The organism is Deltaproteobacteria bacterium HGW-Deltaproteobacteria-4 (genome assembly GCA_002841765.1).
In the GTDB taxonomy this organism is placed as follows: Bacteria; Desulfobacterota; Desulfuromonadia; order Desulfuromonadales; family UBA2197; genus UBA2197.
In genome coordinates, this window is record PHAV01000008.1 from 1 (window position 1) to 24,196 (window position 24,196).

General features: G+C 59.8%; 20 protein-coding genes. 4 read left to right on the top strand and 16 right to left on the bottom strand.

Annotated features, from left to right (window positions below):
- Nucleotides 1–74: 74 nt before the first annotated feature.
- Nucleotides 75–254 carry a hypothetical protein gene (locus CVU69_06645; GenBank protein ID PKN12457.1) on the bottom strand — a complete coding sequence of 60 codons (180 nt, stop codon included), beginning with the start codon at nt 252–254 and terminating at the stop codon, nt 75–77.
- 599 nt (nt 255–853) lie between these two features.
- On the opposite strand from CVU69_06645, the gene CVU69_06650 reads away from it, so the two are divergent.
- Both CVU69_06650 and CVU69_06655 read left to right on the top strand, forming a co-directional pair.
- Nucleotides 854–2,368: an IS21 family transposase gene (locus tag CVU69_06650; protein PKN12458.1), complete on the top strand. Its 1,515-nt coding sequence runs from the start codon at nt 854–856 to the stop codon at nt 2,366–2,368.
- Complete coding sequence (locus tag CVU69_06655) at nt 2,358–3,098, top strand: ATPase (protein ID PKN12459.1); 741 nt, start codon at nt 2,358–2,360, stop codon at nt 3,096–3,098. Before CVU69_06650 ends, CVU69_06655 begins: the two co-directional genes overlap by 11 nt.
- Before the next feature lie 529 nt (nt 3,099–3,627).
- Here CVU69_06655 and CVU69_06660 read toward each other — a convergent pair.
- The 15 genes from CVU69_06660 to CVU69_06730 form a co-directional block, all read right to left on the bottom strand.
- Nucleotides 3,628–6,747 carry an AcrB/AcrD/AcrF family protein gene (locus CVU69_06660; protein ID PKN12460.1) on the bottom strand — a complete coding sequence of 1,040 codons (3,120 nt, stop codon included), beginning with the start codon at nt 6,745–6,747 and terminating at the stop codon, nt 3,628–3,630.
- Between the two features lie 3 nt (nt 6,748–6,750).
- A complete protein-coding gene (locus CVU69_06665; protein ID PKN12461.1) occupies nt 6,751–7,863 on the bottom strand; it encodes a hypothetical protein in 1,113 nt (370 codons plus the stop codon).
- Nucleotides 7,850–9,421, bottom strand: a complete 1,572-nt coding sequence (locus tag CVU69_06670; GenBank protein PKN12462.1) for a hypothetical protein — start codon at nt 9,419–9,421, stop codon at nt 7,850–7,852. Before CVU69_06670 ends, CVU69_06665 begins: the two co-directional genes overlap by 14 nt.
- 189 nt (nt 9,422–9,610) lie before the next feature.
- Nucleotides 9,611–10,774 carry a hypothetical protein gene (locus CVU69_06675; protein ID PKN12463.1) on the bottom strand — a complete coding sequence of 388 codons (1,164 nt, stop codon included), beginning with the start codon at nt 10,772–10,774 and terminating at the stop codon, nt 9,611–9,613.
- Nucleotides 10,764–11,132 carry a hypothetical protein gene (locus tag CVU69_06680; protein PKN12464.1) on the bottom strand — a complete coding sequence of 123 codons (369 nt, stop codon included), beginning with the start codon at nt 11,130–11,132 and terminating at the stop codon, nt 10,764–10,766. Before CVU69_06680 ends, CVU69_06675 begins: the two co-directional genes overlap by 11 nt.
- 240 nt (nt 11,133–11,372) lie before the next feature.
- Entirely contained in the window at nt 11,373–11,591 is a 219-nt protein-coding gene (locus CVU69_06685) for a dodecin flavoprotein (protein PKN12465.1), read from the bottom strand.
- A 29-nt stretch (nt 11,592–11,620) separates the two neighbouring features.
- Entirely contained in the window at nt 11,621–11,821 is a 201-nt protein-coding gene (locus CVU69_06690; protein PKN12566.1) for a hypothetical protein, read from the bottom strand.
- 118 nt (nt 11,822–11,939) lie between these two features.
- Nucleotides 11,940–13,532 (bottom strand): peptidoglycan-binding protein, encoded by a 1,593-nt coding sequence (locus CVU69_06695; GenBank protein PKN12466.1) that lies wholly within the window; start codon nt 13,530–13,532, stop codon nt 11,940–11,942.
- Nucleotides 13,533–13,573: 41 nt separating this feature from the next.
- Nucleotides 13,574–14,134 carry a hypothetical protein gene (locus tag CVU69_06700; GenBank protein ID PKN12467.1) on the bottom strand — a complete coding sequence of 187 codons (561 nt, stop codon included), beginning with the start codon at nt 14,132–14,134 and terminating at the stop codon, nt 13,574–13,576.
- Nucleotides 14,135–14,219: 85 nt separating this feature from the next.
- Nucleotides 14,220–15,371 carry an MFS transporter gene (locus CVU69_06705; GenBank protein ID PKN12567.1) on the bottom strand — a complete coding sequence of 384 codons (1,152 nt, stop codon included), beginning with the start codon at nt 15,369–15,371 and terminating at the stop codon, nt 14,220–14,222.
- A gap of 128 nt (nt 15,372–15,499) precedes the next feature.
- Entirely contained in the window at nt 15,500–15,790 is a 291-nt protein-coding gene (locus tag CVU69_06710) for a zinc/iron-chelating domain-containing protein (protein PKN12468.1), read from the bottom strand.
- Between the two features lie 103 nt (nt 15,791–15,893).
- Nucleotides 15,894–16,100: a DUF2905 domain-containing protein gene (locus CVU69_06715; GenBank protein PKN12469.1), complete on the bottom strand. Its 207-nt coding sequence runs from the start codon at nt 16,098–16,100 to the stop codon at nt 15,894–15,896.
- 8 nt (nt 16,101–16,108) lie between these two features.
- Entirely contained in the window at nt 16,109–18,286 is a 2,178-nt protein-coding gene (locus CVU69_06720; GenBank protein PKN12470.1) for a copper-translocating P-type ATPase, read from the bottom strand.
- Nucleotides 18,283–19,545, bottom strand: coding sequence for a hypothetical protein (locus CVU69_06725; GenBank protein ID PKN12471.1), 1,263 nt, complete (start codon nt 19,543–19,545; stop codon nt 18,283–18,285). The genes CVU69_06720 and CVU69_06725 overlap by 4 nt, the downstream gene beginning before the upstream one ends.
- A 138-nt stretch (nt 19,546–19,683) precedes the next feature.
- Entirely contained in the window at nt 19,684–20,544 is an 861-nt protein-coding gene (locus tag CVU69_06730) for an Hsp33 family molecular chaperone HslO (GenBank protein PKN12472.1), read from the bottom strand.
- A 105-nt stretch (nt 20,545–20,649) separates the two neighbouring features.
- Between CVU69_06730 and CVU69_06735 the strand changes: the two genes are divergently transcribed.
- Both CVU69_06735 and CVU69_06740 read left to right on the top strand, forming a co-directional pair.
- Nucleotides 20,650–21,645, top strand: a complete 996-nt coding sequence (locus CVU69_06735; GenBank protein PKN12473.1) for a nucleotidyltransferase — start codon at nt 20,650–20,652, stop codon at nt 21,643–21,645.
- 6 nt (nt 21,646–21,651) lie between these two features.
- Nucleotides 21,652–24,153 (top strand): glycogen phosphorylase, encoded by a 2,502-nt coding sequence (locus CVU69_06740; GenBank protein ID PKN12474.1) that lies wholly within the window; start codon nt 21,652–21,654, stop codon nt 24,151–24,153.
- The last annotated feature ends 43 nt before the right edge of the window (nt 24,154–24,196 follow it).

The following is a 24,196-nucleotide window of genomic DNA, read 5'->3' on the forward strand; positions in this document are numbered from 1 at the left end:
CTGGAAATCGGCACTCAATCAGTTTGCGATCATCTTCGGCGACAGGATGCCGACTTATTAACCGACAAACCCATTTACACAAAATCCTTTACAGGCCCCTTGCTTTTACCGTTGGGGGCGACCGCGCCCAGGTTCGCAAAAGGGGAGGACTGCCGCACCCCGCATTTGGGGCAGATCTCGGCCTTGGCTTTAATAATCGAGCCACATTCCGAGCAATATTTTTCGTCCAAACCTTTTTGCACTGTTTCGCTCATCATTCGCACCCTTTTGAGTAGGTTCCGTTCGAATCCGCACAGGTTATGTGCGTGCGCTGTTCTGGCGACTTCATTTCAGGAATCATCTCTATACTTGGCAACTTTGTGCATCTCGCAATGAATTTTTACTCGGTTTACAAAGAAGCAAGTAAACATAAATGCCGGTATTAATCGCCCACAATGCGATGACTCCATCAGCATCTACAGTAAACAAATTCCATTTTTTAAGCACGAAAATTTGCCCCCAAAACAGAAGAGACATACTGGCAACAGCCATGGCAATAAACAGCTTTACGGTAAGACTCTTTTTATCTGCACCCCCACTCAAACAACTGTGCGTATTTCTATAAATTTTTATTATGCCAAGGACAAGAACGACGAGACCTACACCAGAAGCACCGATAAGGACAAACCGAGGTGGTGCAAAAGCTGTTAACCCCCAAATAACGGCAGTAATGATGATTACATCTTTAATAGCATGTTAATCGGCATGCAATAATGACCCACCTAAAGGGGTAATCGGCGTCCAAAATTGACCCACCCCAGCATCCTCCTCCATTCTCTCGGAATCATCTGAGAGAGGAGGCACCCAAAAGGAGATGCTGTTAGTGGAATCCATCCGAAAGGTTCGCCTTGCCTACCACCGGGATCACAAGCCAATCAGAGAGATTGCCCGTGATTTCAATCTGTCCCGAAACACCATCCGCAAGATCATCAGAACCGACTCCACCGAGTTCACTTATGAACGGAAGACTCAGCCCAGACCAAGGCTGGAACCCTTCAAGGTGCAGTTGGCAGGGCATCTCACTGAAGACAGTGCCAAACCCGTTCGGCAGCGCAGATCAGCGCAACTCTTGTTCGAGCAGTTGCAGCGGGAAGGATTTGGTGGTGGCTACGACAGTGTGCGCCGCTATGTCCAGGATTGGCGGAAGACGAATGCCGGCCGAGAGATCAAAGCATTCATCCCGCTCTGCTTTGCCCCAGGTGAAGCTTTCCAGTTTGATTGGGGTTACGAGCAGATAGAACTTGGCGGGGTGAACGTCAAGATCAAGGTTGCACAGTTCCGCCTCAGTCACAGTCGCATGCCGTTCTGTGTCGCCTATATGCGGGAGACCCTGGAGATTCTGCTGGATGCGCATGTACGGGCCTTCGATTTTTACGGCGGAGTCTGCCGTAAGGGGGTCTACGACAACCTGAAGACCGTCGTGACCAAGGTCCTGATGGGAAAGGAGCGGGTGTTCAACCGGCGCTTCCTCTCTCTGGCTTCCCACTACCTGTTCGAGCCGGTAGCCTGCACCCCGGCCGCCGGATGGGAGAAGGGACAGATCGAGAAGCAGGTCGGCACCGTCAGGCAGCGCTTCTTCAATCAGCGGCGCAAGTTTGCCAGCCTGGACGAGCTCAACGAATGGCTGACAGAGCAATGCCTTGGTTTTGCCGCCAGTCGTAAGCACCCGGAGATTCTGGACAAGAGTGTTGCAGAGGTCTTTGCCGCCGAACGGGAACATCTGATCAGCGTCAAAGCCCCTTTCGACAGTTACCAGGAAACACCCGCCAAGGTCTCCTTCACCACTCTGGTCAATTTCGACCGCAACCGTTACAGCGTCCACGCCTCAGCCGTGGGCAAGACCGCCTCGGTTCGGGCCTATGCCGATCAGATCGTCCTGTTGGCGGACGGACAGACCGTCGGAGTGCACAAGCGGGAGTTCGGCCGAGACAAGACGATCTTCGACCCCTGGCACTACCTTGAGGTTCTTAAACGCAAACCCGGAGCACTCAGGAATGGTCTCCCCTTCAAGGATTGGGACCTGCCGTTGCCGCTCGCCCAAGTCAGAAAGGCCATGAACCATCGGCCTGATGGCGACAAACAGTTCGTGGGAGTTCTGTCGGCCGTCCTCACCCATGGGCTTGACGAAGTGATCAACGCCTGTGCGGAGGCCGTAGCGGCAAACAGCATTAGCCAGGGGGTCATCCTGAACATCCTGTCACGGACAGCGGAGCCGACCCCACCGACGACGGATTGCGATGTTCCTCAGCTTCCGGTTCTCAAGATGCCCCCCATCGCGGATTGCCGTCGTTACGATCTTTTGCTTGTGGGAGGTGCTCATGCTGCGTGAGCGCATTGTCACGGCCATGAGCGCTTTAAACCTTTACGGCATGAGGGGGGTCATCGACGAAGTGCTGGCGACCGGGATCAAGCAGCGCTCCACTCCGGATAAGATCCTGCTTAATCTTCTGGAGGCAGAACTTGCCGAGCGCAAGGCCAGAAGTATCCGCTACCAGATGGGGCTGGCAAAGTTCCCGGTCACCAAGGATCTGGACCGATTCGACTTCAATAGCTCGCCGGTCGACGAGGTTCACATCCATTCCCTCCTGGAAGGGCGCTTTCTGGCCGAGCATGGCAATGTCATCCTGGTCGGCGGGACCGGTACCGGCAAGACGCACCTGGCCGTTGCCATGGGGCGCCAGGCAATCAGAAACGGCCGACGGGGAAAGTTCTTCAATCTCGTCGATCTGGCCAACAGGCTGGAGCAGGAGAAACTCAACAACCGGGGTGGCAGGCTGGCAGAAAGCCTGACAAGGCAGGACTTCGTGATTCTGGATGAACTGGGTTACCTGCCGTTTTCAAAGAGTGGCGGGCAACTCCTCTTCCACCTGATCTCGAAGCTTTACGAGAGGACATCTCTCATTATCACGACCAACCTGACATTCGGGGAATGGCCGCAGGTCTTCAGTGACAACAAGATGACGACAGCTCTCTTGGATAGGGTTACCCATCACTGCGACATCATCGAAACAGGGAATGAAAGCTGGAGAATCAAGACAAGAACTTCAGACAAAAACTAACCGCTGGGGTGGGTCAATTTTGGACGCCGATGGGGGGTCAATTTTCAATGCCGATTGACACACCACCATTTAAAAAAGCCGCGGTCGCGGTTGGTTAACGACAAAGCGAGAGGAGCATTACACCGACCACCCCCAGCCCCTCCTTAAGCAAGGAGGGGGGCCTAAAACCAAATCGGGCGAAAAATTTTTCGCCCCTACGGCGGGCAAAGGCGGGCGGCCACAAGGGCCGCCCCTACCAGATCTCTGTTTTCGGGGTCCGGGTTTCCCCCTTTCGCCGCCACCGGAGCGCGGTGAACGTTTGGCGATAAAGGTGGACAAATGTTTGAGCGCAGCGAGTTTTGTCCGCCCGCCAAACGTCTGCCGGGCGCAGGGAACCCGCGCAGCGGGCCAGGCGATTGGGGCGCCCTTTTGCTGCTTACTCATTTTTGGCAAGCAAAAAGAGTAAGGCGTCGTCGGGGGCGCAACCCCCGGAACTTGGTCGGTTTAACCGAATGAAAAGCGGTCGCACACAACAGGTGCGCACCCTAGTTTATGGCGCCTGATCGGTGTCATTTGCCGTAGCATCCCCCTTTTCCCGCACCAGAATCCAGCCTTTGAATCTTTCAAACCCCGACCAGCGACTGAACTGATCGAGATAACTGTAGATCACCGGCACCACCGCCAGCGTCAGCAGCGTCGAGGAGAAGAGACCCCCGGCGATGGCGACCGCCATCGGCTGGCGGCTTTCGCTCCCTTCGCCGATGCCGAGGACGACGGGGATGACTCCGGCAATCGTGGAGATGGCGGTCATCAGGATCGGCCGCAAGCGGGTGGCGCCGGCTTCGACCAGCGCAGCGTCGAGGGACATGCCGGTGTGCCGCAACTGGTTGGTATAGTCGATCAGGAGGATCCCGTTTTTGGCCGCCAGGCCGATCAGCAGCACCAGACCGATCATCGAGTAAAGGTTGATCGTGTTGCCAAAAAGAAAGAGGAGACCAAAGGCACCGATAAAGGAGAGTGGCAGCCCCATCATGATCGCCATCGGTTGAGTGAAGCTCTCAAACTGGGCAGCAAGGACCATGTAGGTCAGGATGGTGGCGAGAAGAAAGGCGAAGAGCACATACTTGCCGGTTTCGCCGAGAGTTTCAGCACTGCCGGAAAATTTGGTGACGTAGCCTGCGGGGAGGATGGCATCGGCCATCGCCTGCACCTCGGGAATGGCGGTGCCGAGAAGTTTCCCCCCTTCGAGGGTGGCAAAGACGCTGGCGGAACGCTGGCGGTCGAGGCGGTTGATAACGCTCGGTCCGACCCCTTCTTCAAGGGTGACGAACCCGCTGACATCAAAAAGTTCACCGTCATTGCCGCGCAGAAAGATCCGCTGTACGTCCCCGGGGATCTGGCGCTGTTCCGCCTGCAGGCGCAAGCGGATCTCATAACTCTTCCCCCCCTCCTTGAAGGTGGCGACTTCGATGCCGCCAAGGAGAGCGCCGACGGTAGCGGCGATATTTTCGACATTGATCCCGGCTTCGGCGGCTTTTTCGCGATCGATCCGCACCCGCACCTCGGGTTTGCCGATCTCCAGGTCGCGGGAGACGCCGGAGTAGCCCGGGGAGTCCTCGATTTTGGCCATCAACTGACGGGAAGCACTGTCGAGAACGGCGATTTCCGGCCCCTGGATGACCAGTTGTACATCTTCAGCCCGCTGTCCGCCACCGAGAGGAGAGATAGCGGTAGCGTTGCCGCGGACGTCGGGGAGCTGGCGCAAAAACTGCCGCACCTCGCTCTGCACCTGCTGCTGTGAACGGCTGCGCTCGCTGCGCGGCACCAAAGTGACGAAGGCGACGGCACGGTTGGCGCCGCCAAAACCGGTAAAGGAAAAGAAATGACTGATTTCCGGAATCTCCTTGAGGCGCGTCTCCACGCGCCTCAAGACGTCGTCAGTCTTCTCCATGGAGTAGGACAAAGGCGTCTGCATGCGCACCATGAAGCGCCCTTGATCTTCCTGAGTGACGAGTTCCTGACCGAGCAGCGCATAAAGCCAGATGCCGCCGCCGAGAGCCAGGGCGGCGACGACGATCATGCTGGCGCGCTGCTGCAGAATCCGTCGCATACTCCAGCGGTAGAAATTTGCCGCTACGGCCATGATCCGGTCGAAAATGCGGAACAGCTGAAAATTACTGGAACTGAGGTTGAGAAAGCGCGAGCAGAGCATCGGGACGACGGTCATCGCCACGAAGGTCGAACAGACGACAGCAAAAGCGACGGTCACCGCGAATTCGTAGAAGAAACGGCCGATCATCCCGCCCATGAAGGCCACCGGCAAAAAGACCCCGGCCATGACCAGGGTGGTGGCAATGATGGCAAAGGAGATTTCATGCGAACCTTCAAAAGCGGCCTGCATCGGCCCCTTGCCGAGATCGGAGCGGTGGCGATAGATATTCTCGACCATGACAATGGCATCGTCGATGACCAGACCGACCGCCAGCACCAGCCCGAGCATGGTCATGTTGTTCAGGGTGAAGCCGAGGGTGTAGAGACAGGCAAAGGTGGCGATAATCGAGGTCGGAATGGCCACTGCGCTGATCAGGGTGGTGCGGATATTCTGCAAAAAGAGGAGGATGACCAGAGCGGCGGCAATCCCACCGAAGATCAACTGGATCTTGATCTCGGAAATCGACTGTTCGATAAAGCGGGTGGTGTCGGTGGCGATGTGGATATCCATCCCTTCCGGGAGGATACGGCGGATTTCCGGGAGGGCCTTCTTGACTTGCCGGGCAATCGCCACCTCGTTGGCTCCCGAGCGCGGCGAAACGCGCAGAGCGGCGGTCTTCAGCGTCTCCCCTCCCTGGGTAAAGCGGCCGGCGGGGCGGGACTCGTCGCGGCCGGCCTCAACGGCGCCGATGAGTCCGAGTCGGATCGGCGCGCCGTCACGGTGAGTGACGATCAAATCGTTGAACGCGGCGGCGGATTCAAATTCGCCGACGGTGCGGAGGAGGAATTCTTTGTCCAGCGAGTCGATCTTGCCGCCGGGAACCTCCAGGTGCTGGCGGCGGATAGCGTCGATGACCTCGTCGACGCCGATGCGGTAAGCCGCCAGGCGTTCACGCATCAGGCGGACATGGATCTGTTTTTCCCGGCCGGCACCGACACTGACTTCGCCGACCCCCTCGATCTTCTGCAACAGGGGCCGGATCTGCACGTCGGCGAAATAGGTCAAATCCTCGATGGCGCGCTGGCCAGTGACCGCCAGCCAGATGATCGGCTGGGCGTTGATGTCGAGTTTGTCGACCACCGGGATGTCGGCATCGCCAGGGAGACGGCGCAGCCGGGCTGAAATCTTGTCGCGCACCTCCTGGGCAGCAACGTCGATATCCTTGCCGAGATCAAAGGTGATGGTAATTCGCGAGCGCCCCTCCAGGCTTTCGGAGACGATGTGCTTGATGCCGCTGACACCGCTCACTGCATCTTCTAGGATATCAGTGATCTCGTTATCGACCTCTTCAGGTCGGGCGTTCTGCCAGAAGGTGGAGACGGTCACCACCGGATCGTCGATCTGCGGATAAAGGGAGACGCCGAGACGCGAAACGCCGATGAGTCCGAAGATCACCAGCGCCAGCACCAGCATGGTGGCGGTGACTGGCCGTTTGATCGAAATATCGGGGAGAAACATCGCTTACTCCTGCGCGCCGCCGGGGGCGGACGGAGACTTCGGCGCGACTCTCCCGCCGTCGCGGCTGGCGAACTTCCCTTCCAGGATCACCGCGCTCCCCGGCACCAGCTCGCTGTCGAGGAGTTGCGCCCATTGCGGGGTGATCCGGCCGAGGCGCACCGGCACCTTGCGGGCGATGTTGTCCTGCACGGTGTAAAGATAAGTCTCCTGCTCGGTCTGGATGATGCTTTCCCAAGGGACGGTGACAGCCTCGGCAAAGACATCGGTGATCACCGTCACCCGGGCGAAGAGACCAGGGCTGAGCAGTTTTGCGCCGTTATCAACCTGCGCCTTGACCTGAAAGGTGCGGGTCGCTTCGTCAACGCGTGGGGAAAGGAAGGAAATCCGGCCGCTGAAGGTCCGGTCCGGGTAAGGCGCCACCTGCAGGTTGACGGTCTGCCCGAGAGAGAATTTGGGCTTGAACTTCTCCGTCACCTGAAAAGAGATCTCGAGCGGGTCGAGATCGACCACCGTCACCACTGGGTCGCCGACCTTGAGATAGTCGCCCGACGACAGGGTGCGGACACCGGCCACGCCGTCGAAGGGGGCACGGATCACGGTATCGGCCAGCCGCACCTCCTCCCCGACGAGATTGGCCCGGGCCTGCGCGATCTGCGCCCGCACCTCGGCGATTTCGGTTTCGAGGTTGTCGAACTGCAGCTGAGAAATCAGTTTTTTATCCAGCAGCGGCCGGTTGCGCTCCAGGGTGCGCAGCTTGTTCTCAAGGCGGGCATTGAGTTCGCTGATCTGGGCTTCGAAGTTGACAATATTGGCGCGAACCCTGGCCGCATCGAGGCGCACCAGCACCTCCCCCTTGCGAACCGGCTGCCCCTCACGAAAAGCTATCTCCACCACCCGTCCCTCGCTTTCGCTGCGCAGGGAGACATCGTGACGGGCGGTCAACGTGCCGACCTGTTCAAGGATCAATTCCACCCGCCGGGTCGTAACTTCCCCGAGCAGCACCGGCACCGCCGGCGCTTCCGGACGGGGGGCCTCACTCTTTTTCTCGCCACAGCCGCCCAGCAGTACAAGAAGGAGTGCCAGCAGGGGGAGGAAAGGGCGCTCAGTTGCGGACATGCAGGTTCTCCTTGTCTTCGAGGGGGTGAACGATATTGCGGCGCTCCAGATTAGCACCCATGGCGCGGAAAAGACTGCTCAAGCCCTGATTGAAGTCGACCAGGGCGTTGGCTTTGCGCACCCGGGCCTCGATGACACTGTCCTGAAAATCGAGGATGCGGAAGGTATCGGTCAGCCCCTCGCGCAGGCGCTCCATCTCCTGACTCAGAGTGATATCAGCAAGCTGCTGAAAACGCTCCGCCACCTGCACCCGCTCAAAGCCGCGTTCGACAGCAGTGAAAGCGTTGCGTACCTCGGTCTCCACTGTACTCTCCAAACTCTTCAAGCGGTACAGGGCCTGGCGTTTTTCATGGCCGGCCCGCCGGTAGCGGGCAGCGGCGGCGCGGTTGTCCAGGGGGTAGTCAAAGCGCAAGCCGGCAAACCAGACATAGCCGTCACCACTCGCTGCCTGATCGAGGGAACGCCAGTAATCTCCACGGTTGGCCTGAGCGCCCGCGCTCGCCGGGCTCTCAAGCTCACCGGAAAGTCCATTGACGCCGAGGGAGGTTTCGAGGTCGAGGCGCGGCAGCTTCTGGTTCTGGAAAAATGCGAGGCGGATATCGCGACTGACGATCTCCAGACGTTGGCGTTCGAGGTCGGGGCGCGCCAGCAGTGCGGTGTTCAGGGCCGTCTCCAGCGGCGGCCAGAGCTGCTCGGTGCCGGGCAGGGTCTCGGTGCGTAGCAACTCGGCGACGAAGGGGTCGTCGTGACTGATTTCAAGGAGATTCTTGAGTCGGTTGGCGGCAATCTCCATCTGCTGGCGGGCGAAGACCACCTGCTCATCGCGGGCGGCGCCGGCGGTCTCGGCTTCCTGCACTTCGGTAATCGGCACGATGCCGGCCTCGAACTTTTGACGGTTGCCGTCGAGGAGCTCGCTCGCCAGTTCCCGTGACTCGATCCGCAAGCGCAGGATTTCATGCGCCCGCGCCAGCTCGAAATAGGTCAACTCAAGCGCTTCGACGAGGCGCTGGGCCTGGTCGAGATAGCCGAAGCGGGCCTGTTGCAGTCGCTGGTTGGCGACTTGCAGGTCCGCGCTGTTGACGGCACGGCCAAAGTCCCGCAGCAACGGCTGGGTAAAATCGAGAAGCAGGAACGTACGATATTCCGGGTCAAGAGCGGAGGAGAGGGCATTGCTGCTCAGCCGGGCATTCTCCAGCGCCAGGCGGGCGTCAAGACCGCTGCGAAACTCCTTACTGAGGCCGATTGCCGCCCCGTACAGCCGGCGGCGGGCATAGTCATCGTCGAAGGAATCGGAGGCCGTGGGGGTTCTTTCTCCGGTCGCGGAGACGACGGCATCGACAACCGGGTCGAAACGCGCCGTTTCGGCCGTGACATCCTCGCGGCTTATGGGGACATTAAGTCGCTCGGCCTGCAGGACGAAATTGCGCTCCAACCCGCGGTAAAGCACCTCCTGCAGGGAAAGGAGCCGCCCCGGATCGGCGAGACTCTCCGCCATGACCGGCCCGGCGGCAAGGACAATCGCCAACAAAAACGTGACAGAAGCTATGGCTCGCAGCATCGATGCTCTTCTCCTTGACTCACTGTCAGCTTCCTTCGCCAGGCGGGAAAGTTGTCTGATGACCGGCCGGTCAAATTGATTTTCTCGGGAATCATGATTACCGGATAATGCCTTCCCAGTATTGAAAATACTATTTTGATTGTCAAGATTAACCCCCGCGAACCCACTGGTGCGAAAGGCGGATTTTTCTCACCCGCTCGGTGGCGGCACCCCATGCAGGGCGCACATGACACGATCAGGGGCCAGCGGCGACCCGGCGCGGAAACGGCAGCCGCCGGCACAATCGACGAGGACAGGACAGCCCCGGCACTCAAGGCTGGCGGTAGAGATATGCCGGAGCTGCCGCCAGCAGGCGAGGAGCCCCTGGCGGGCATCACCGAGGGACTCTCCGGCGTAGAAACCGCACTTCACCGCCTTGCCTGAGGGGAGGACCGTTAACAGGTAGCGGCCACAGGCAAAGCCGTCCGAAGCGCCGTGATAGCCGCCGCCGTAGGCGCGCTGCAGCAGGGGGACACCCTGTTCGACAGGAACAAGGAGCTGTGGATAGTCAAGGAGATTTCCGGCCGGACAGAGAAGATCGATCCCCCATTGCCGGGCACCGATCTTCTGGATAAAGCGCTCCAGGCGGGGGAACTCAGCGACATTCTCTTGATGGACCATGGTGGCGATGGAGAGGGGAATTCCGGCAGCCCGGGCAGCCGCCAGGCCCCGCCTGGTACGGTCAAAGCTCCCGGCTCCCCGCAGCCGGTCATGGCCGCGGCGCCAGCCATCGAGGCTGACCTGCAGCTCTTCAACCTGCAGCCAGCGCATGGTTGCAGCGGTGAGCAGGGTTGCATTGGTCAGCAGCACCCGGCGCAGCCGCAGCCCCTTGGTCTCTTCGACAAATTCCCGCAAGGCTGGGTAAAGGAGGGGTTCGCCACCGGAAATGAGCAGGCGCAGCCCGCCGTGGGCGGCGAATTCGCGCGTGATGGCTAACGCCTCTGCGAGGGCTAACTCCTCCGGCCGCGGCGGCCCAAGATAGCAGTGGCAACAGCGCAGGTTGCAGCGGTGCGTCAGTTGCAGTTCAAGATAGCGCAGAGACGGCGCCGGACAGGCAGCGACGATGATCGACTCCGGCGCCGGATCAGGGCGCGGCAGGGCTTCGAGCAGCCCTTCGTCGAGACAGTAGCTCACAAACGTCGCATCCGTGGTCAGCTCCCGTCCCCGGCGCGTACCGTCACAGCGCGCCAGAAAGCTCAGGGCACTTTCGTCGAGCTCATAGAGTTCGTCCTCCCCGCAATGATAAAGACAGGGCTGTTCCAGACGCTTCAGGGAGGCCTGGGGGTGGAGGCGCAGATAACCGTCACGCCACATGTGCCGCACCTTCCGCCGCCGCCGCAAGCACGGAGCCGCTTAGTCTGCCGCGCTCCCTGAGAAGCTGGAGGAGGAGATAGCCGCCGCACGGCTCGGTCTCTGCGGAGCGGCGGTCCGAGTGAAAGTCACAACCGTCAACGGCAAAGGGACAAGGGCGACAAAGGAGCCTTTCCAGCTCCAAGTCCTCCTTCTGCCAGCGCCGGCGCGCTTTTTCCCCGGGAGAGGGGAGGGTCGCCGGAACCAGACAGCCGCGCAGCACCAACTCCGCCAGAACCAGGGCGCCCTGACAGGCCATCTCTTCTTTAACGCCGGCACGGAAAAAAGAACAAAAGGGGTGACAGAGATAGCTTTGCACCATAGTTTTCGACATAGACCCTCGCAACACGAAAAAAATGGGCCGACAGTGAATGCTGTCGGCCCTTTAGTTGTAAAGTTCCTTGGAAGTCAGCATGTTTGACTGCATTTACACATGCCTTTGGCCGCCTGTTTGACCTTTTTTATCTTCATGGCTGCGCTCCTTTCCCTCTAAAGTGACGGACTGTTAAAACTTTAAACTGGGGAATGACGATGTCAAGTCCCCGGGCGGTGAAAGCTCCACCTACTCCTTTAATTCAAAGGAGACCTTGATCACCACCTGATATTCGGCGACCTTCCCGTTCTCACCGACATGGCCGCGGATATCCTGCACCTCGAACCAGGAAATTTTATCCAGCGTGCTTTGCGCCTTGCGCAAAGCCGTCTCGATGGCAGCCTCGATCCCCTTGGACGAGACCCCGATGATCTCCACCTTCTTATAAATCCGCTCTCTGCCGTACATGACGTTCTCCTTTCGTGCTGCCGACTTGCTCAGCTGCCGCAACCCTTACACTGATCGCCACCGTCACCCAGCCAGGCGATGTCGGGAAGTTGCCGCGGGCTGCAGACATTCTTCGGATCGTGGGCCTTTGCCCCGCAATTTTCGCATTCAACGGTGGGGTTCTCTGCCAGACTTTTTACCAGAGCTTCGTTCTCCTTCGCCGCTAAAGCGCACATGTGCAACTTGTGCATAATGCTATCGCATTCCATACTCATCCTCCTTGGATCTCGATTTGCCAGCAGAGCCTCAACTCTCTCTTATTCAAACACAAAACAGAGGATTGGCAACGGGAAAATGTTAAGGCCGGGATTATTGCAGAGCGGCGGCAAGACGGTGGTCGCGCTTATAAAGATCGTTCCGGAAATTGAGGGTGCCGTCCACCTCGACCCAGGCGGTAAAGTAGAGGAGGTAGACCGGGACCGGGGTCGGCAGGAGGACGACAGCGCTGACCGCATCCTGCAATGCTGCGTCAAAGCTGGCGGGGGACGCCAGCGGGGTGCCGCGCAGCAACAGCTGCGCCAGCGCGAAGGGCTTTTCGATGCGGATGCAGCCAGAGCTGAAGGAGCGCTCCTCACGTTCAAAGAGCTTGGGGGTCGGGGTGTCGTGCAGGTAGACCGTGTAACGGTTGGGAAACATAAATTTGATGCGGCCGAGGGCGTTCTTCGGACCGGGATCCTGGCGGAGGTGATAAGGGAAGTTTCCCGCCCCGAGCTGCTGCCAATTAATCGCAGCGGGATTGAGCAGCGTCCCGCCGGGACGGGTGAAGACCTTGATGCCGTTTTTGTCCAGATAGCCGACATCTGCCTGAATCTTGGGGATGAGATCAAGAACGGCAAGATTCCGTGGCACCTCCCAATAGGGGTTGAGGACGAGGTAGGTCATGCTCCCGACAAAGGCCGGCGTCTGACGCAGTTGGCGGCCAACGATAACGCGCATATCCAGAATGCTCTCGCCGTTCTCGATCAATTCGAGGTGGAAGGCGGGGAGATTGACGCGCAGATGGCGTTCGCCAAAGAAGCGCGGCAGCCAGCGCCAGCGTTCGAGATTGACGGCAAGCTGGCGGGCCCGTTCTGACGCCGGGACATTGAGGGCGGCAAGGGTCTGGGGGCCGACGATGCGGTCGGCGAGCAGTCCGTGCCGGCTCTGAAAGCGCCACACCGCCGCTTCGAGGCCAGTGTCGAAAATTTCACCCTGCCCCTCGGCGGCCGGAAGATCGCCGCTCACGACTAAGCGCTGCCGCAGCGCCACCACCTCCGCTCCACTCGCACCGGGCCGCAGCGGGGGTTTGAAGGTCAGCCGCGGCCAGCCGCCGACAGCGGCGAGAAGCTGCAGATCCTGCCAGGCGCGACGCAGGGCAGCGTAGGCAGGAACTGGAGGGAGGAGGGCCTGCAGGGAGTCGTTGATGCGACCGCTGGTCAGCGCCTGGTTGAGCATCCGTAACGGATCGGCCTGTTCGCGGGGGATATGCCAGTCACGATCGACCTGAGCAGGAACAGTACGGCCGTTCAGGTAATGGGAAGAAAGGGACATGAAGGCATCGCTGAGCAGGAGGTCGAGCTCGGCGGCAATTTGCGGGGTCGGAGCGGAAGAAAACCGCTGAAAAAGGTCGGTGAGGACAAAAAGGTGGTAGGTGCGAGGATCAAGCCCTTCCCCGGCCGCCGCCGGGAGGGAGGCGAGGAGTTCTGCAGCTGACGGCAGAAGCTGGTAGCCATCGCTCCAGGCAGGCTGAAACTGGCGATCTTGATAGAAGCGCGCCAGAGAGGAACTATAGCGCAGTGTCTCTGTGCCGACGCTGCGGGCGACAGAGACGCGGCGCAACTGCGGCGCGATCTCGTTGTCGGCGGCAAAAGCAGGGGAAAGTAACAAGGCAATGAAAGAAAACAAGAAGGCAAAGCGAATCATGCCGCAAGTGTAACGGTAATGGACAACTTTGCAAGGACGAATTACCAGCGCCGAACGGGACCGGAATCGATATGGACGAAATCGGAGCGGGGGTAATAGCCGACGCCGCCGCGTCCCAGGAGGAGGGCCGCCTCCTTGAGACGGGCGAGTTGCACACCGGGGATGCGGACATCAAGAGCGCGACCCTGCAGATGGAGACTTTTGCGGGCAACCCCGCGACCCTTGCTCTCCAGCAGAGCATTGTAGCGGGGAGAGCGATAGGCCGAGATGATATGAATATCGTGGCCGCCGCCGAGTTGCTGATCGAGAAGAGCGAGGTAGTCAAGGGTACGGGGGTCGATGGGGTGAATCTCATTGGTGTGGTGGCAACGCAGCAAGTGGTCAAGCTCGCCGAGGGCGGTCGGATCGTAAGCACCGGCGGGGGTGCGGTAGGCAACGTTAAGACGCTCGCCGGTGTGAGTGTTGAGGAGGGAAAGGGGGGAAGACAATGGCATGCTGGCAAATTTCCCCCAGCTCAATCGGGGACGCAAAAGGGCCAGCGTCGTTGCGAAAAAAGAGATTTTGAAAAAATCGCGGCGGCTACGGGGAACAGAAAAAAACATCATAACCCTCTAATGAATTGATTAATCGATGTTTTTTATAACAGATTTACGGCCTTCCCGTCAACCCCTCGCGTTCTTTGACTGTCTAAGAAAGGCGTTCGCGCCCGGTTTGCACAGACGGCACCGGGTGATAGAAAAGCAAACCCAGGGCGGCGATAACGGCAAAGATGCAGCCAACGACAAAGGTGGCGCTCGCCCCCCAGATGCTCCACAGGGCGCCGGCAATGACACTCGCCAGCAACAGCGCGCCCCCGCTGACCAGATTGAAGACGCCGAAGGCGGTGCCGCGCAGCTCGGCCGGCGCATTGTCGGCGACGAGCTTGGCAAACAACCCCTGGGTAAAGGCCATGTGCAATCCCCAGAGGGCGGCGCCCGCAAAGGCGGCGAGAGGAGTGGTGGCCGATGCGAGAATGAGATCGGCGGCGATCAGCAGCGCCAGGCCGATGAGCAGGAGGGTGCGGGGCCGCATCCGATCGGCAGCGGCCCCGGCCGGATAGGCGACGGTGGCGTAAAAAACATTCATGACGATCATCACCAGCGGCACCAGGCCGAGGCTAAGTCCGACATCCTGGGCGCGCAGCACCAGAAAGGCTTCACTGAAGCGCGCCAGGGTAAAGACGCCGCCAAGGAGGACGACCAGCCAGTAGCGCCATGGCAGACGGCGGATCTCCAGCGGATGAAGCGGCAGCCTAGCGGGGCGACCGGGGGCGGCACGTTCCGGTTCGCGGACAAAGACGATGAGCAGCCCTACGGCAATGAAGGCCGGCAGGACGGCGACCCACAACACTGCCCGGATGTCGCCAGCGAACCAGATCATGCCAGCGACCGCGAGGAGCGGCCCGAGCAGGGCACCGACAGAATCAAGGGCCTGGCGCAACCCGTAGGCAGCACCGCGCAGCTGTGGCGGGGAGATATCGGCGACCAGGGCATCACGCGGCGCACCACGGATGCCCTTACCGACGCGGTCGACAAAGCGTGCGCCAAAGACCCAACTGATCGAGGTGGCGAGGGGGAAGATAGGCTTGGTGAAGGCGGCGAGGGCGTAACCGGAGACGAGGAGAAATTTGCGCTTGCCGAGGTAGTCGCTGAGGGCGCCGGAGAAGACCTTGGTGATGGCGGCGGTCGCTTCCGCCACCCCTTCGAGGATGCCGATGGTGACCATCGAAGCACCGAGGGTGGTGACCATGAAGACCGGCAACAGGCTGTGGATCAGCTCGGAGGAGATGTCCATGAACATCGATCCGAACCCAAGCGCCCAGATCCCCAGCGGTAAAGCGCGGATCGTCTTCAGCAGGGCACGGGGACCATGCGGATGGACTAGACTCTCAGGGTTCACCAACCTGGCTCCATGATGTATTTATAAAGCTACAAATGGGCAGCGCGCTCGTCAAGACACTCGTAATCACCCGCCGCAAATTCCCGGCAAACCCAGGGCCGCACTTCGTAAATCGTACACTTCATCGTTTTGCGGTCGACAGCCACGCACCAGCCATCCTCCCCTTGCGCCATGAACTCGACCCCCGTCTTGTCTTTCACAATCAAATTCGCGGGGACGCCAGTCTCGGTAATGAGCATGACTTGCAAGCGGCAGCAGCAGGCCTGACAGTTGGCACAGGTCACCGTTGGATCATGTTCGGGGAGTTCTTCAATGATCATAGTTTGCGTGTAATGGCTCCACAGGCGAATGAATAACCGGCTGCCGGCCGGGACCGGCGACCACAGATTGATCGTAGCTGAACCTCGGGGAGTGGACCAGCCGTCAGCGCCGGAAGAGGGCAAGGAGCAACGAAAGAAGGACACTGACTATCAGCATCGAGGTAATCGGGATAAAGACCTTGCTCCTCTCCCCTTCGATACGAATATCCCCCGGCAGACGCCCGAACCAGTTCAGGGCACCGGGGACGAAGTGCAACAGCACCCCGAGGGCGAGAAGCAGGCAGCCGGCGATGATCAGGGTGCGGGACATGGTGGCCTCTACCCCCGCAACTTCTTCCTGATCCCGTTCAACAACAAACTGTTACTAACCACCGAAACACTCGAAAAAGCCATCGCCAGTCCGGCAAATTCGGGTTTGAGGATCAGGCCGAAGTGCGGGTAAAGGAGGCCGGCGGCAACGGGGATGCCGACGATATTGTAGAAGAAGGCCCAGAAGAGGTTCTGGCGAATCTTGCTCAGGGTGGCGCGGCCAAGACGGATGGCGCGCTCGACGTCGAGGAGATCGCCGCGCACCAGGACGATGTCACCGGTCTCCTTGGCGACGTCGGTGCCGCTGCCGATGGCAATGCCGATATCGGCCGCCGCCAGGGCCGGGGCGTCATTGATGCCGTCGCCGACCATCGCCACCCTTTTCCCTGCGGCCTGCCAGCGCCGCACCACCGTCAGCTTGTCGCCAGGAAGGACTTCCGCCTCGACCTCGCTGATGCCGAGGGTGGCGGCAACCGTCTGCGCTGCATCCTTGCGATCGCCGGTGATCAGCGCGGTTTTTAGGCCGAGGGCATGCAGGCGGCGGATCGCCTCGATTGCTTCCGGCTTGACCGTGTCGGCGAGGGCGATGAGACCGAGGAGTTGTTGATTGCGGGCGATAAAAACCATCGCCTTCCCCTCCCCGGCCAGCCGCGCTTCTGCAGCGGCGAGGGGAGAGAGATCGATTCCCTCGCGCTCACAGAGGCGGCGATTTCCCGCGACGAGGGCGGCGCCTTCACTCTGAGCTATGAGGCCGTGGCCGCCGACTTCGCTGACATCGGTGAGAACCAGCGGAGCGAAATTGCTGCCGACAGCATGGGCAACGACCGCCGTCGCCAGGGGATGTGTACTGCTCGATTCGATGGAGAGAGCGATGCGCAGCAGTTCCTCTGCATCAATCCCGCTGACCGGGAGGAGATCGGTGACCCCGAAACTGCCGCTGGTCAGGGTGCCGGTCTTGTCGAAGAGGACGGTGTCGATGCGGGCGACATTCTCCAGGGCAGAGGCGCGCTTGAAGAGGATACCGCTCCCCAGACCGATGGAACTGCCGACCATGATCGCGGTCGGCGTCGCCAGGCCGAGGGCGCAGGGACAGGCGATGACGACGACGGCGATGGAGAGTTGCAGGGCAAAGACAAACTCGGCGCCAACGAGGAGCCACCCAGCCAGAGTGAGGAGGGCAAGGACAATGACGACCGGGACAAAGATGGACGATACCTTGTCAACGAGGCGCTGGATCGGCGCCTTGTCTGCCTGGGCGTCTTCGACCATGCGGACGATGCGCGACAGAACCGTCCCGGCACCGACGGCAGTGGCGCGGATGGTCAGGAGACCGCTACGGTTGATCGTCGCACCGCTGACGCTTTCCCCCGGCCCCTTGGCGACCGGGGCAGCTTCGCCGGTGAGCATCGCTTCGTCGATCGCCCCTTCGCCGCTTTCGATGACCCCGTCGACGGCAATCCGCTCGCCGGCTTTCACCAGAATCAGGTCGCCGATCTGCAAGGTGCGGGTCGCAACTTCACTCTCAACACCGTCGCGCAGCAGGCGCGCCGTATCCGGCTGCAGGGTAAGGAGTTCGCGCAGCGCCCGACTCGCCCGGCCGCGCGCCCGGGCTTCGAGCCATTTTCCGGCACGGATAAAGGTGACGAGCATCGCACCGGTTTCGAAGAAGTTATGGGCGTGCGGGCCGAGGAAACCGAGTAGGGCGAGGATCGAATAGCCCCAGGCGGCAGAGATGCCGAGCGCGACAAGGACATCCATGTTGGTGCTGCGGTTGCGCAAGGCATTCCAGGCGCCGGTGTAAAAAGTCAGTCCGGCGCTGAACTGCACGATCGTCGCGAGCAGAGCGCTGATCCAGAGGCCAACCCCTTCATGTCCACCGGCAAACATGAGGAGGGCCACCGGCGTCGTCAGTATTGCCGAGAAGATCAGCCAGTATAAGTCGCGGCGGGCTTCCTCGCCGGCTGGCGAATCACTCTCCAGGGATGACGAGGTATAGCCGAGGCCGGAGACGCGAGCGGCGATCATCTCCGGGGAGATGGTCGCCGCTGTGTAATCGACATGTAACGTTTCACTGGCAAAGTTGACGGTCGCCGCATCGACGCCATGAAGAGCGGCAATCTCCTTCTCGATCTTTCCGGCGCAGTTGACGCAGTGCATGCCGCCGATGCGCAGTCGCAGTTCACTCATGAATCACTCTCCGGCACCAACAGCAGGGCAGCCAGAGGCGGCGTCGCCCGGAGGGCATCAAAATCAGGATCCTTGCGGGCCTCTTCGAGAAAGCGGGGATCAAGGGCAATCGCCCGCGCCAGCGATCCGGCCGCTTCTTCGGGGTCATTGCGCAGGGCATAAACACAGGCGCGGTTGTAATGCGCCAGAGCGTATTGATCGTTGCGAGCGATAATCGTTTCGAAACAGAGGAGGGCTTCCTCAACCCGGGACAGGTCGAGGAGGAGATTCCCCTTATTATTAAGGGCGTAATCGGAATCAGGATCGCGCTTGAGACTCTCCTCGATGGCAACGAGGGCGCCAGGGATATCTCCTTTGCGTTCAAGGATGACCGAGCGGTAAAAGAAGGGTTCGGGATGATCAGGGTCGGCACGATGAGCGGCGTCGAGAGATTTGCGCGCCTCCTCAAAGCGGCCGAGTTCGAGCAGGAGCATCCCCCGCTCGATGAGGGCATCAAAGAAGTTGGCATCGATCTTTAACGCCGCATCGAGATCACGCAGCGCTTCTTCGCGCTGTCCCTGGCGCTGCAAAGTGTGGGCGCGGTTAAAGTAGAAGTTGGCAACCGTCGCATCACGGCTGATCGCTCGGTTGTATGCCTGCAGTGCTTCTGCCTCCCGCTCCAGACCGGCGAGGGCAAAGCCGCGGCCGTTGTGGCTGGCGGCATCTTGCGGATTAATCAGCAACGCCTTGTCGAAGCTCTCGATTGCTTCTGCGAAGCGGCCGAGACGATTGAGCGCAAAACCGCGGTTGTAATAAGCATCGGAGGCATCAGGGAGACGGCGCAGCGCTTCGTCGTAACAGTGCAGCGCTTCTTCCACCTTGCCTTCTTCGTCGAGGGAGTTGCCGAGATTGATATAGGCTTCGGGGAAATCGGGCTGCAACTCGATGGAGCGGCGGAAATGATTGATCGCTTCATGGTTGGAACCGAGCCGCTGCAGCAGGACCCCGTAGTTGTGGTGCAGGGCACCGTTCTTCGGGTCGAGGCGCAGGGCACGCTGATAGATCACCAGCGCCTTGCCGGTATCATTCAGGTTGGCCGCAGCGACGGCACAAAGATTCAGCGCATCAAAATCAAAGGGGTGGTCTTCCAGATATTCTTCGGCCAGTTCGAGAGCGGTGGTGTTGTCGCCGCGATCGAGAGCCTCCTGGGCCAGAGTGATATCGTCTTCGTCGGCTTCTTCGCCGAAAATATCATCAAAATCGTCGAACTCTTCGTCCATAATCGTCTCAACTTCGACTAAACTCCGCGCAAAGCTGACGCGGGAGGATCTTTATAGCAGAGTTCAAGGCAAAATGCACCTGCTTGCATGGAAAAGGGAGCGACAATCATTCACTGCTTTGTTATACTTTCGCCGGCTTCAACCCTTGCCGGTAAGTTCCTCTGCTGTAAAAGAATAATGTTCCCGACAGAATTCGCAAGTCACGGTGATCTCCTTCTCTGCAAGGAGGGGACGGCGCTCCTCCTCCGGCAGCAGAGCCAGAATCGCCAGAGCCTGCCGGCGGCTGCAACTGCAATCAAATACCAGCGGCAGGGTCGCCTGGTGGATGGTTTCAATGCCGCTGAAGATGCGGTCCAGAATCGCTTCCGGAGTCAGCCCTTCACGCAGCAGCGAAGTCAGTGGCGGCAGGGCAAGCAGGCGACTTTCCAGCTCCGCGAGTTGCACATCATCCGCCCCGGGCAGCGCCTGAATAAGGAAACCTCCGGCCACGGCTATATGGCCGTCTTCACTGGGCAGCACCCCGAGTCCGACGCTGGAGGGGATCTGCTCCGAAGTGGTGAGATACCAGGCGAGATCCTCAGCAACTTCACTGCTGACCAACTGCACCATGCCGCGATACGGCTCCCCGAAACCGAGATCCTTGCTGACATGGAGAAATCCGGCCTTGCCGATGGCGCCGGCAACATCGAAACGCTCGTTGCGGGGAGGGAGATTGCTCAGCGGTTGGCGAATGGAGGCGCGCACCCGGCCGTTGGCATCGGTCTCGGCCGAGAGTTTTTGCAGCGGGCCGTTCGCCTCGATCTGCAGAGCCAGGCGCTGCTCATCCTTGAGCAGCGAACCGAAGAGGGCGGCACCGGTGACGAGGCGACCGAGAGCGACCGATGCAGTAAGATCGGTCCCCTGGCGCTGACAGATGGCATCGACCAGCATTGTCGTCTCGGCGGCACAGGCGCGCAGCGAGCCGTCCTTTGTCATAATTCGTACCAGATGGTCGGCCATAATTTTATTCTCCAGATTTTTTGTTTGATGGGGCATCGCTTGCTGCACCCGATCTTTTGACTTTCCAGCCAACTGAATTACTATTTACACCAAGGAGTGCCTGCAATGAAAGTTATTCTCCCTGTTGCCGGGAAAGGGACGCGCCTGCGCCCGCACACCCATACCAAAGCAAAATCGCTGGTGCATGTTGCCGGCAAGACCGTTCTCGAACATATTATCGGCCGTCTGACTCATCTGCAGGTCGAGGAATTTATCTTCATCACCGACGAGCACGGCGATCAGATTGCCGCGCAGATGAAAAAATCCTTTCCGCAGCTGACCTGCCGTTATGTGGTGCAAAAGGAACGTCTCGGTCCGGCCCACGCCGTCCTCCTCGCCGCCCCCTACCTGTCGCCCGGCGACGACCTCCTTATCGTCTTCAACGATACCATCTTTGTCGCCGACCTGAGCCGCATCCCGGAACTTGCCAAGGAGTGCGACGGCCTCATTTACTCGCATGTGGTTGAAGATTACCAGCGCTTCGGCGTCAATGTCGTCAAGGACGGGATCATCGTCGATATGGTCGAAAAACCGGAGACGCCGATCTCCCGCCTTGCCCAGGTCGGCCTTTACTACCTGAGCGACGGCGTCCGCTTCATGAACTATATCCAGACCTCGGTCGATGCCGGCGACACCGTCAAGGGGGAGTACTACCTGCCCGCGGTCTTCATGCGCATGATTCACGACGGCCTGACCTTCTGCGCGCCGGAGATCGATGCCTGGCTCGACTGCGGCAAGCCCGAGACCCTCCTCGAAACCAACCGCTATCTCCTCGACGGCCGCCACCATTGTCACGGCGAAGCAGTCAACTCCGTCCTCATCGACCCGGTCCATATTGCCGAGGGGGCCCTCGTCCGCAACAGCATTCTTGGTCCCAATGTTTCGGTCGCTGCCGGTTCGGTCATCAGCGGCAGCATCATCCGCGATTCGATCATCAACCTCAATAGTGAAGTGACCGGGATGCTCCTGAATGGGAGCATTCTCGGCGATTCCGTCCGTCTCAGCAGCACTGCCCGTAAAATGAACATCGGTGATCATTCGATCATCGAAATGGAAGGTTAAGTCCTTATGTCCAGCCGCCCGACCTCCCTGATCTGCCCGGATCCGCTCCTGACGCAGCTTCCACCCCTGCAGCTCGATGCTGAAGCCTTGACCAGCGATTTCCGCTATTACTACAGCAACCACCTCGGGCGCGACGCCCATTGCCGTTCGGCGCATTATGCCTATAGCGCCCTGGCGCTCATGCTCCGCGATCGCCTCATGGAGCGCTGGAAAGCGACCCGCCGCGCCGAAGAGGAGAATAACAGCCGCACCACCTTCTACCTTTCTCTCGAATTTCTCATGGGTCGCCTCCTCAGTAATGCCATGCTTAACCTCGGGGTCACCGCGGAAGTTAAAAAAGGGCTGAGCGGTTTTTCCCTCGACATCGAAGACCTCGTCGACTCCGAACCGGATGCCGGCCTCGGCAACGGTGGTCTAGGTCGCCTCGCCGCTTGCTTCCTCGACAGCTGCGCCACCCTGCAACTGCCGGTCGTCGGTTATGGCATGCGCTATGAGTACGGCATGTTTCGCCAGACGATCGTCGATGGCCGCCAGGTGGAAGAACCGGAGCACTGGCTGCGGCACGGGAATCCCTGGGAAATTGAACGCTCGGAATATGCCCAGCGGATCAAGTTCGGCGGACGAACCGAATCGAGCCGCGCCCCCGACGGTGAAATTTCCGTGCGCTGGGTCGAGACCAGCGACATTGTCGCCATCCCCTATGATCTCCCGATTCCCGGCTTTCAAAACGGCACGGTCAACACCCTGCGCTTGTGGAAAGCAGAGGCGACGGAAGAGTTCAATCTCGGGGACTTTAATGCCGGCAACTATCCGGAAGCGGTCGCGCAAAAGAATGCTGCCGAAAATATCACTATGGTCCTGTACCCGAATGACTCCAGTGAGTCAGGGAAACTCTTACGACTAAAGCAGCAATACTTCCTCGCCTCTGCCAGCCTCAAGGATGCTATGGACCGCTGGACCGGTCGCCACGGTCAGGACTTTTCGGGTTTTGCCGACAAAAACTGTTTTCAGCTTAACGATACCCACCCGAGCTGTGCCGTCCCCGAGCTGATGCGCCTGCTCATCGATGAAAACGGGCTGGGCTGGGACGAAGCCTGGGCGATAACCAGCCATACCATGGCCTATACCAATCACACCCTCCTTCCCGAAGCGCTGGAGCGTTGGCCGGTCCCGCTCTTCGGTAAGCTCCTCCCCCGACTCCTCGAAATCATCTACGAAATCAATGCCCGCTTTCTCGCCGAAGTCGCGCGGCACTGGCCCGGCGACCGTGAGCGCCTGCGCCGCATGTCGATCATCGAGGAGGGAGAGACCCCCCAGGTACGCATGGCCTATCTGGCGATCGTCGGCAGTTTTTCCGTTAATGGTGTTGCCGCCCTCCATTCACAACTGTTGATTGCCGGCCTCTTTCGCGACTTTTACGAACTCTGGCCGGACAAGTTCAACAACAAAACGAATGGCGTCACCCCACGGCGCTGGCTTGCCGGCTGCAATCCCGGCCTGGCCGGACTCATCGATCAGACTATCGGTGCGGACTGGGTTGCCGATCTCGGCAAACTCCAGAAACTTGCCCCTCTGGCCGATGATCCCGCCTTTCAGGCGCACTGGCAAGGGGTCAAGCAGGGAAACAAAGAGCGCCTCGCCGAACTGGTGCGCCAGGAATGCGGTATCCTCTTTGAACCGGCCAGCCTCTTTGACGTGCAGGTCAAACGGATTCATGAATACAAGCGCCAGCTCCTCAATGTCCTGCATGTCATCCATCTTTATGACCGGATCAAGCGGGGAGATGTCAACGCTTGGACGCCGCGCTGTGTCCTCATCGGCGGTAAAGCCGCACCGGGCTACGCCATCGCCAAGTTGATCATCAAACTGATCAACAACGTCGCGACGGTAATCAACAGCGATCCGGCGACAGCGCACCGTCTCAGGGTTGCTTTCCTCCCCGACTACCGAGTGACGGCGATGGAGATCATTGCACCGGGGGCTGATCTCTCCGAACAGATTTCCACGGCCGGCAAAGAAGCTTCCGGAACCGGCAACATGAAGTTCATGATGAACGGCGCTATCACCATCGGCACCCTCGACGGTGCCAACATTGAAATCCGCGAGGAGGCGGGGGAAGAAAACTTCTTCCTCTTCGGCCTGACCGCCAGCGAAGTTGAAGCAACCCGCCACAACTATAACCCCCAGCAAATCATTGCCGCTGATGAAAACCTGGGGAGGGTCATGCAACTGCTGGGAAGCGGTCACTTTAACCAGTTAGAACCGGGCATCTTCGAACCACTCCTCACCACCCTCACCAGCCCCGGTGATCCCTGGCTGACCCTCGCCGACTTCGGCAGTTATGTGGCGGCGCAGCACCAGATCGCCCTCGCTTATCAGGACAAGCCGCGCTGGACACGCATGAGTATCCTCAACAGCGCCCGCAGCGGTCACTTCTCCACGGATCGCACCATCGCGGAATATAATCGGGATATCTGGAAGCTGGTGCCGGACGTGTTGCCGAAGTAGCGAGACGAGAAGGAGGGGGAAAGGATTGACGGGGCGCAGCTGA

Excerpts from the sequence above, each read along its gene's own strand:
- CVU69_06645 (PKN12457.1), bottom strand. The coding sequence starts at position 254 with ATGAGCGAAACAGTGCAAAAAGGTTTGGACGAAAAATATTGCTCGGAA.
- CVU69_06650 (PKN12458.1), top strand. The coding sequence starts at position 854 with ATGCTGTTAGTGGAATCCATCCGAAAGGTTCGCCTTGCCTACCACCGG.
- CVU69_06655 (PKN12459.1), top strand. The coding sequence starts at position 2,358 with ATGCTGCGTGAGCGCATTGTCACGGCCATGAGCGCTTTAAACCTTTAC.
- CVU69_06660 (PKN12460.1), bottom strand. The coding sequence starts at position 6,747 with ATGTTTCTCCCCGATATTTCGATCAAACGGCCAGTCACCGCCACCATG.
- CVU69_06665 (PKN12461.1), bottom strand. The coding sequence starts at position 7,863 with ATGTCCGCAACTGAGCGCCCTTTCCTCCCCCTGCTGGCACTCCTTCTT.
- CVU69_06670 (PKN12462.1), bottom strand. The coding sequence starts at position 9,421 with ATGCTGCGAGCCATAGCTTCTGTCACGTTTTTGTTGGCGATTGTCCTT.
- CVU69_06675 (PKN12463.1), bottom strand. The coding sequence starts at position 10,774 with ATGTGGCGTGACGGTTATCTGCGCCTCCACCCCCAGGCCTCCCTGAAG.
- CVU69_06680 (PKN12464.1), bottom strand. The coding sequence starts at position 11,132 with ATGGTGCAAAGCTATCTCTGTCACCCCTTTTGTTCTTTTTTCCGTGCC.
- CVU69_06685 (PKN12465.1), bottom strand. The coding sequence starts at position 11,591 with ATGTACGGCAGAGAGCGGATTTATAAGAAGGTGGAGATCATCGGGGTC.
- CVU69_06690 (PKN12566.1), bottom strand. The coding sequence starts at position 11,821 with ATGCACAAGTTGCACATGTGCGCTTTAGCGGCGAAGGAGAACGAAGCT.
- CVU69_06695 (PKN12466.1), bottom strand. The coding sequence starts at position 13,532 with ATGATTCGCTTTGCCTTCTTGTTTTCTTTCATTGCCTTGTTACTTTCC.
- CVU69_06700 (PKN12467.1), bottom strand. The coding sequence starts at position 14,134 with ATGTTTTTTTCTGTTCCCCGTAGCCGCCGCGATTTTTTCAAAATCTCT.
- CVU69_06705 (PKN12567.1), bottom strand. The coding sequence starts at position 15,371 with ATGTTCATGGACATCTCCTCCGAGCTGATCCACAGCCTGTTGCCGGTC.
- CVU69_06710 (PKN12468.1), bottom strand. The coding sequence starts at position 15,790 with ATGATCATTGAAGAACTCCCCGAACATGATCCAACGGTGACCTGTGCC.
- CVU69_06715 (PKN12469.1), bottom strand. The coding sequence starts at position 16,100 with ATGTCCCGCACCCTGATCATCGCCGGCTGCCTGCTTCTCGCCCTCGGG.
- CVU69_06720 (PKN12470.1), bottom strand. The coding sequence starts at position 18,286 with ATGAGTGAACTGCGACTGCGCATCGGCGGCATGCACTGCGTCAACTGC.
- CVU69_06725 (PKN12471.1), bottom strand. The coding sequence starts at position 19,545 with ATGGACGAAGAGTTCGACGATTTTGATGATATTTTCGGCGAAGAAGCC.
- CVU69_06730 (PKN12472.1), bottom strand. The coding sequence starts at position 20,544 with ATGGCCGACCATCTGGTACGAATTATGACAAAGGACGGCTCGCTGCGC.
- CVU69_06735 (PKN12473.1), top strand. The coding sequence starts at position 20,650 with ATGAAAGTTATTCTCCCTGTTGCCGGGAAAGGGACGCGCCTGCGCCCG.
- CVU69_06740 (PKN12474.1), top strand. The coding sequence starts at position 21,652 with ATGTCCAGCCGCCCGACCTCCCTGATCTGCCCGGATCCGCTCCTGACG.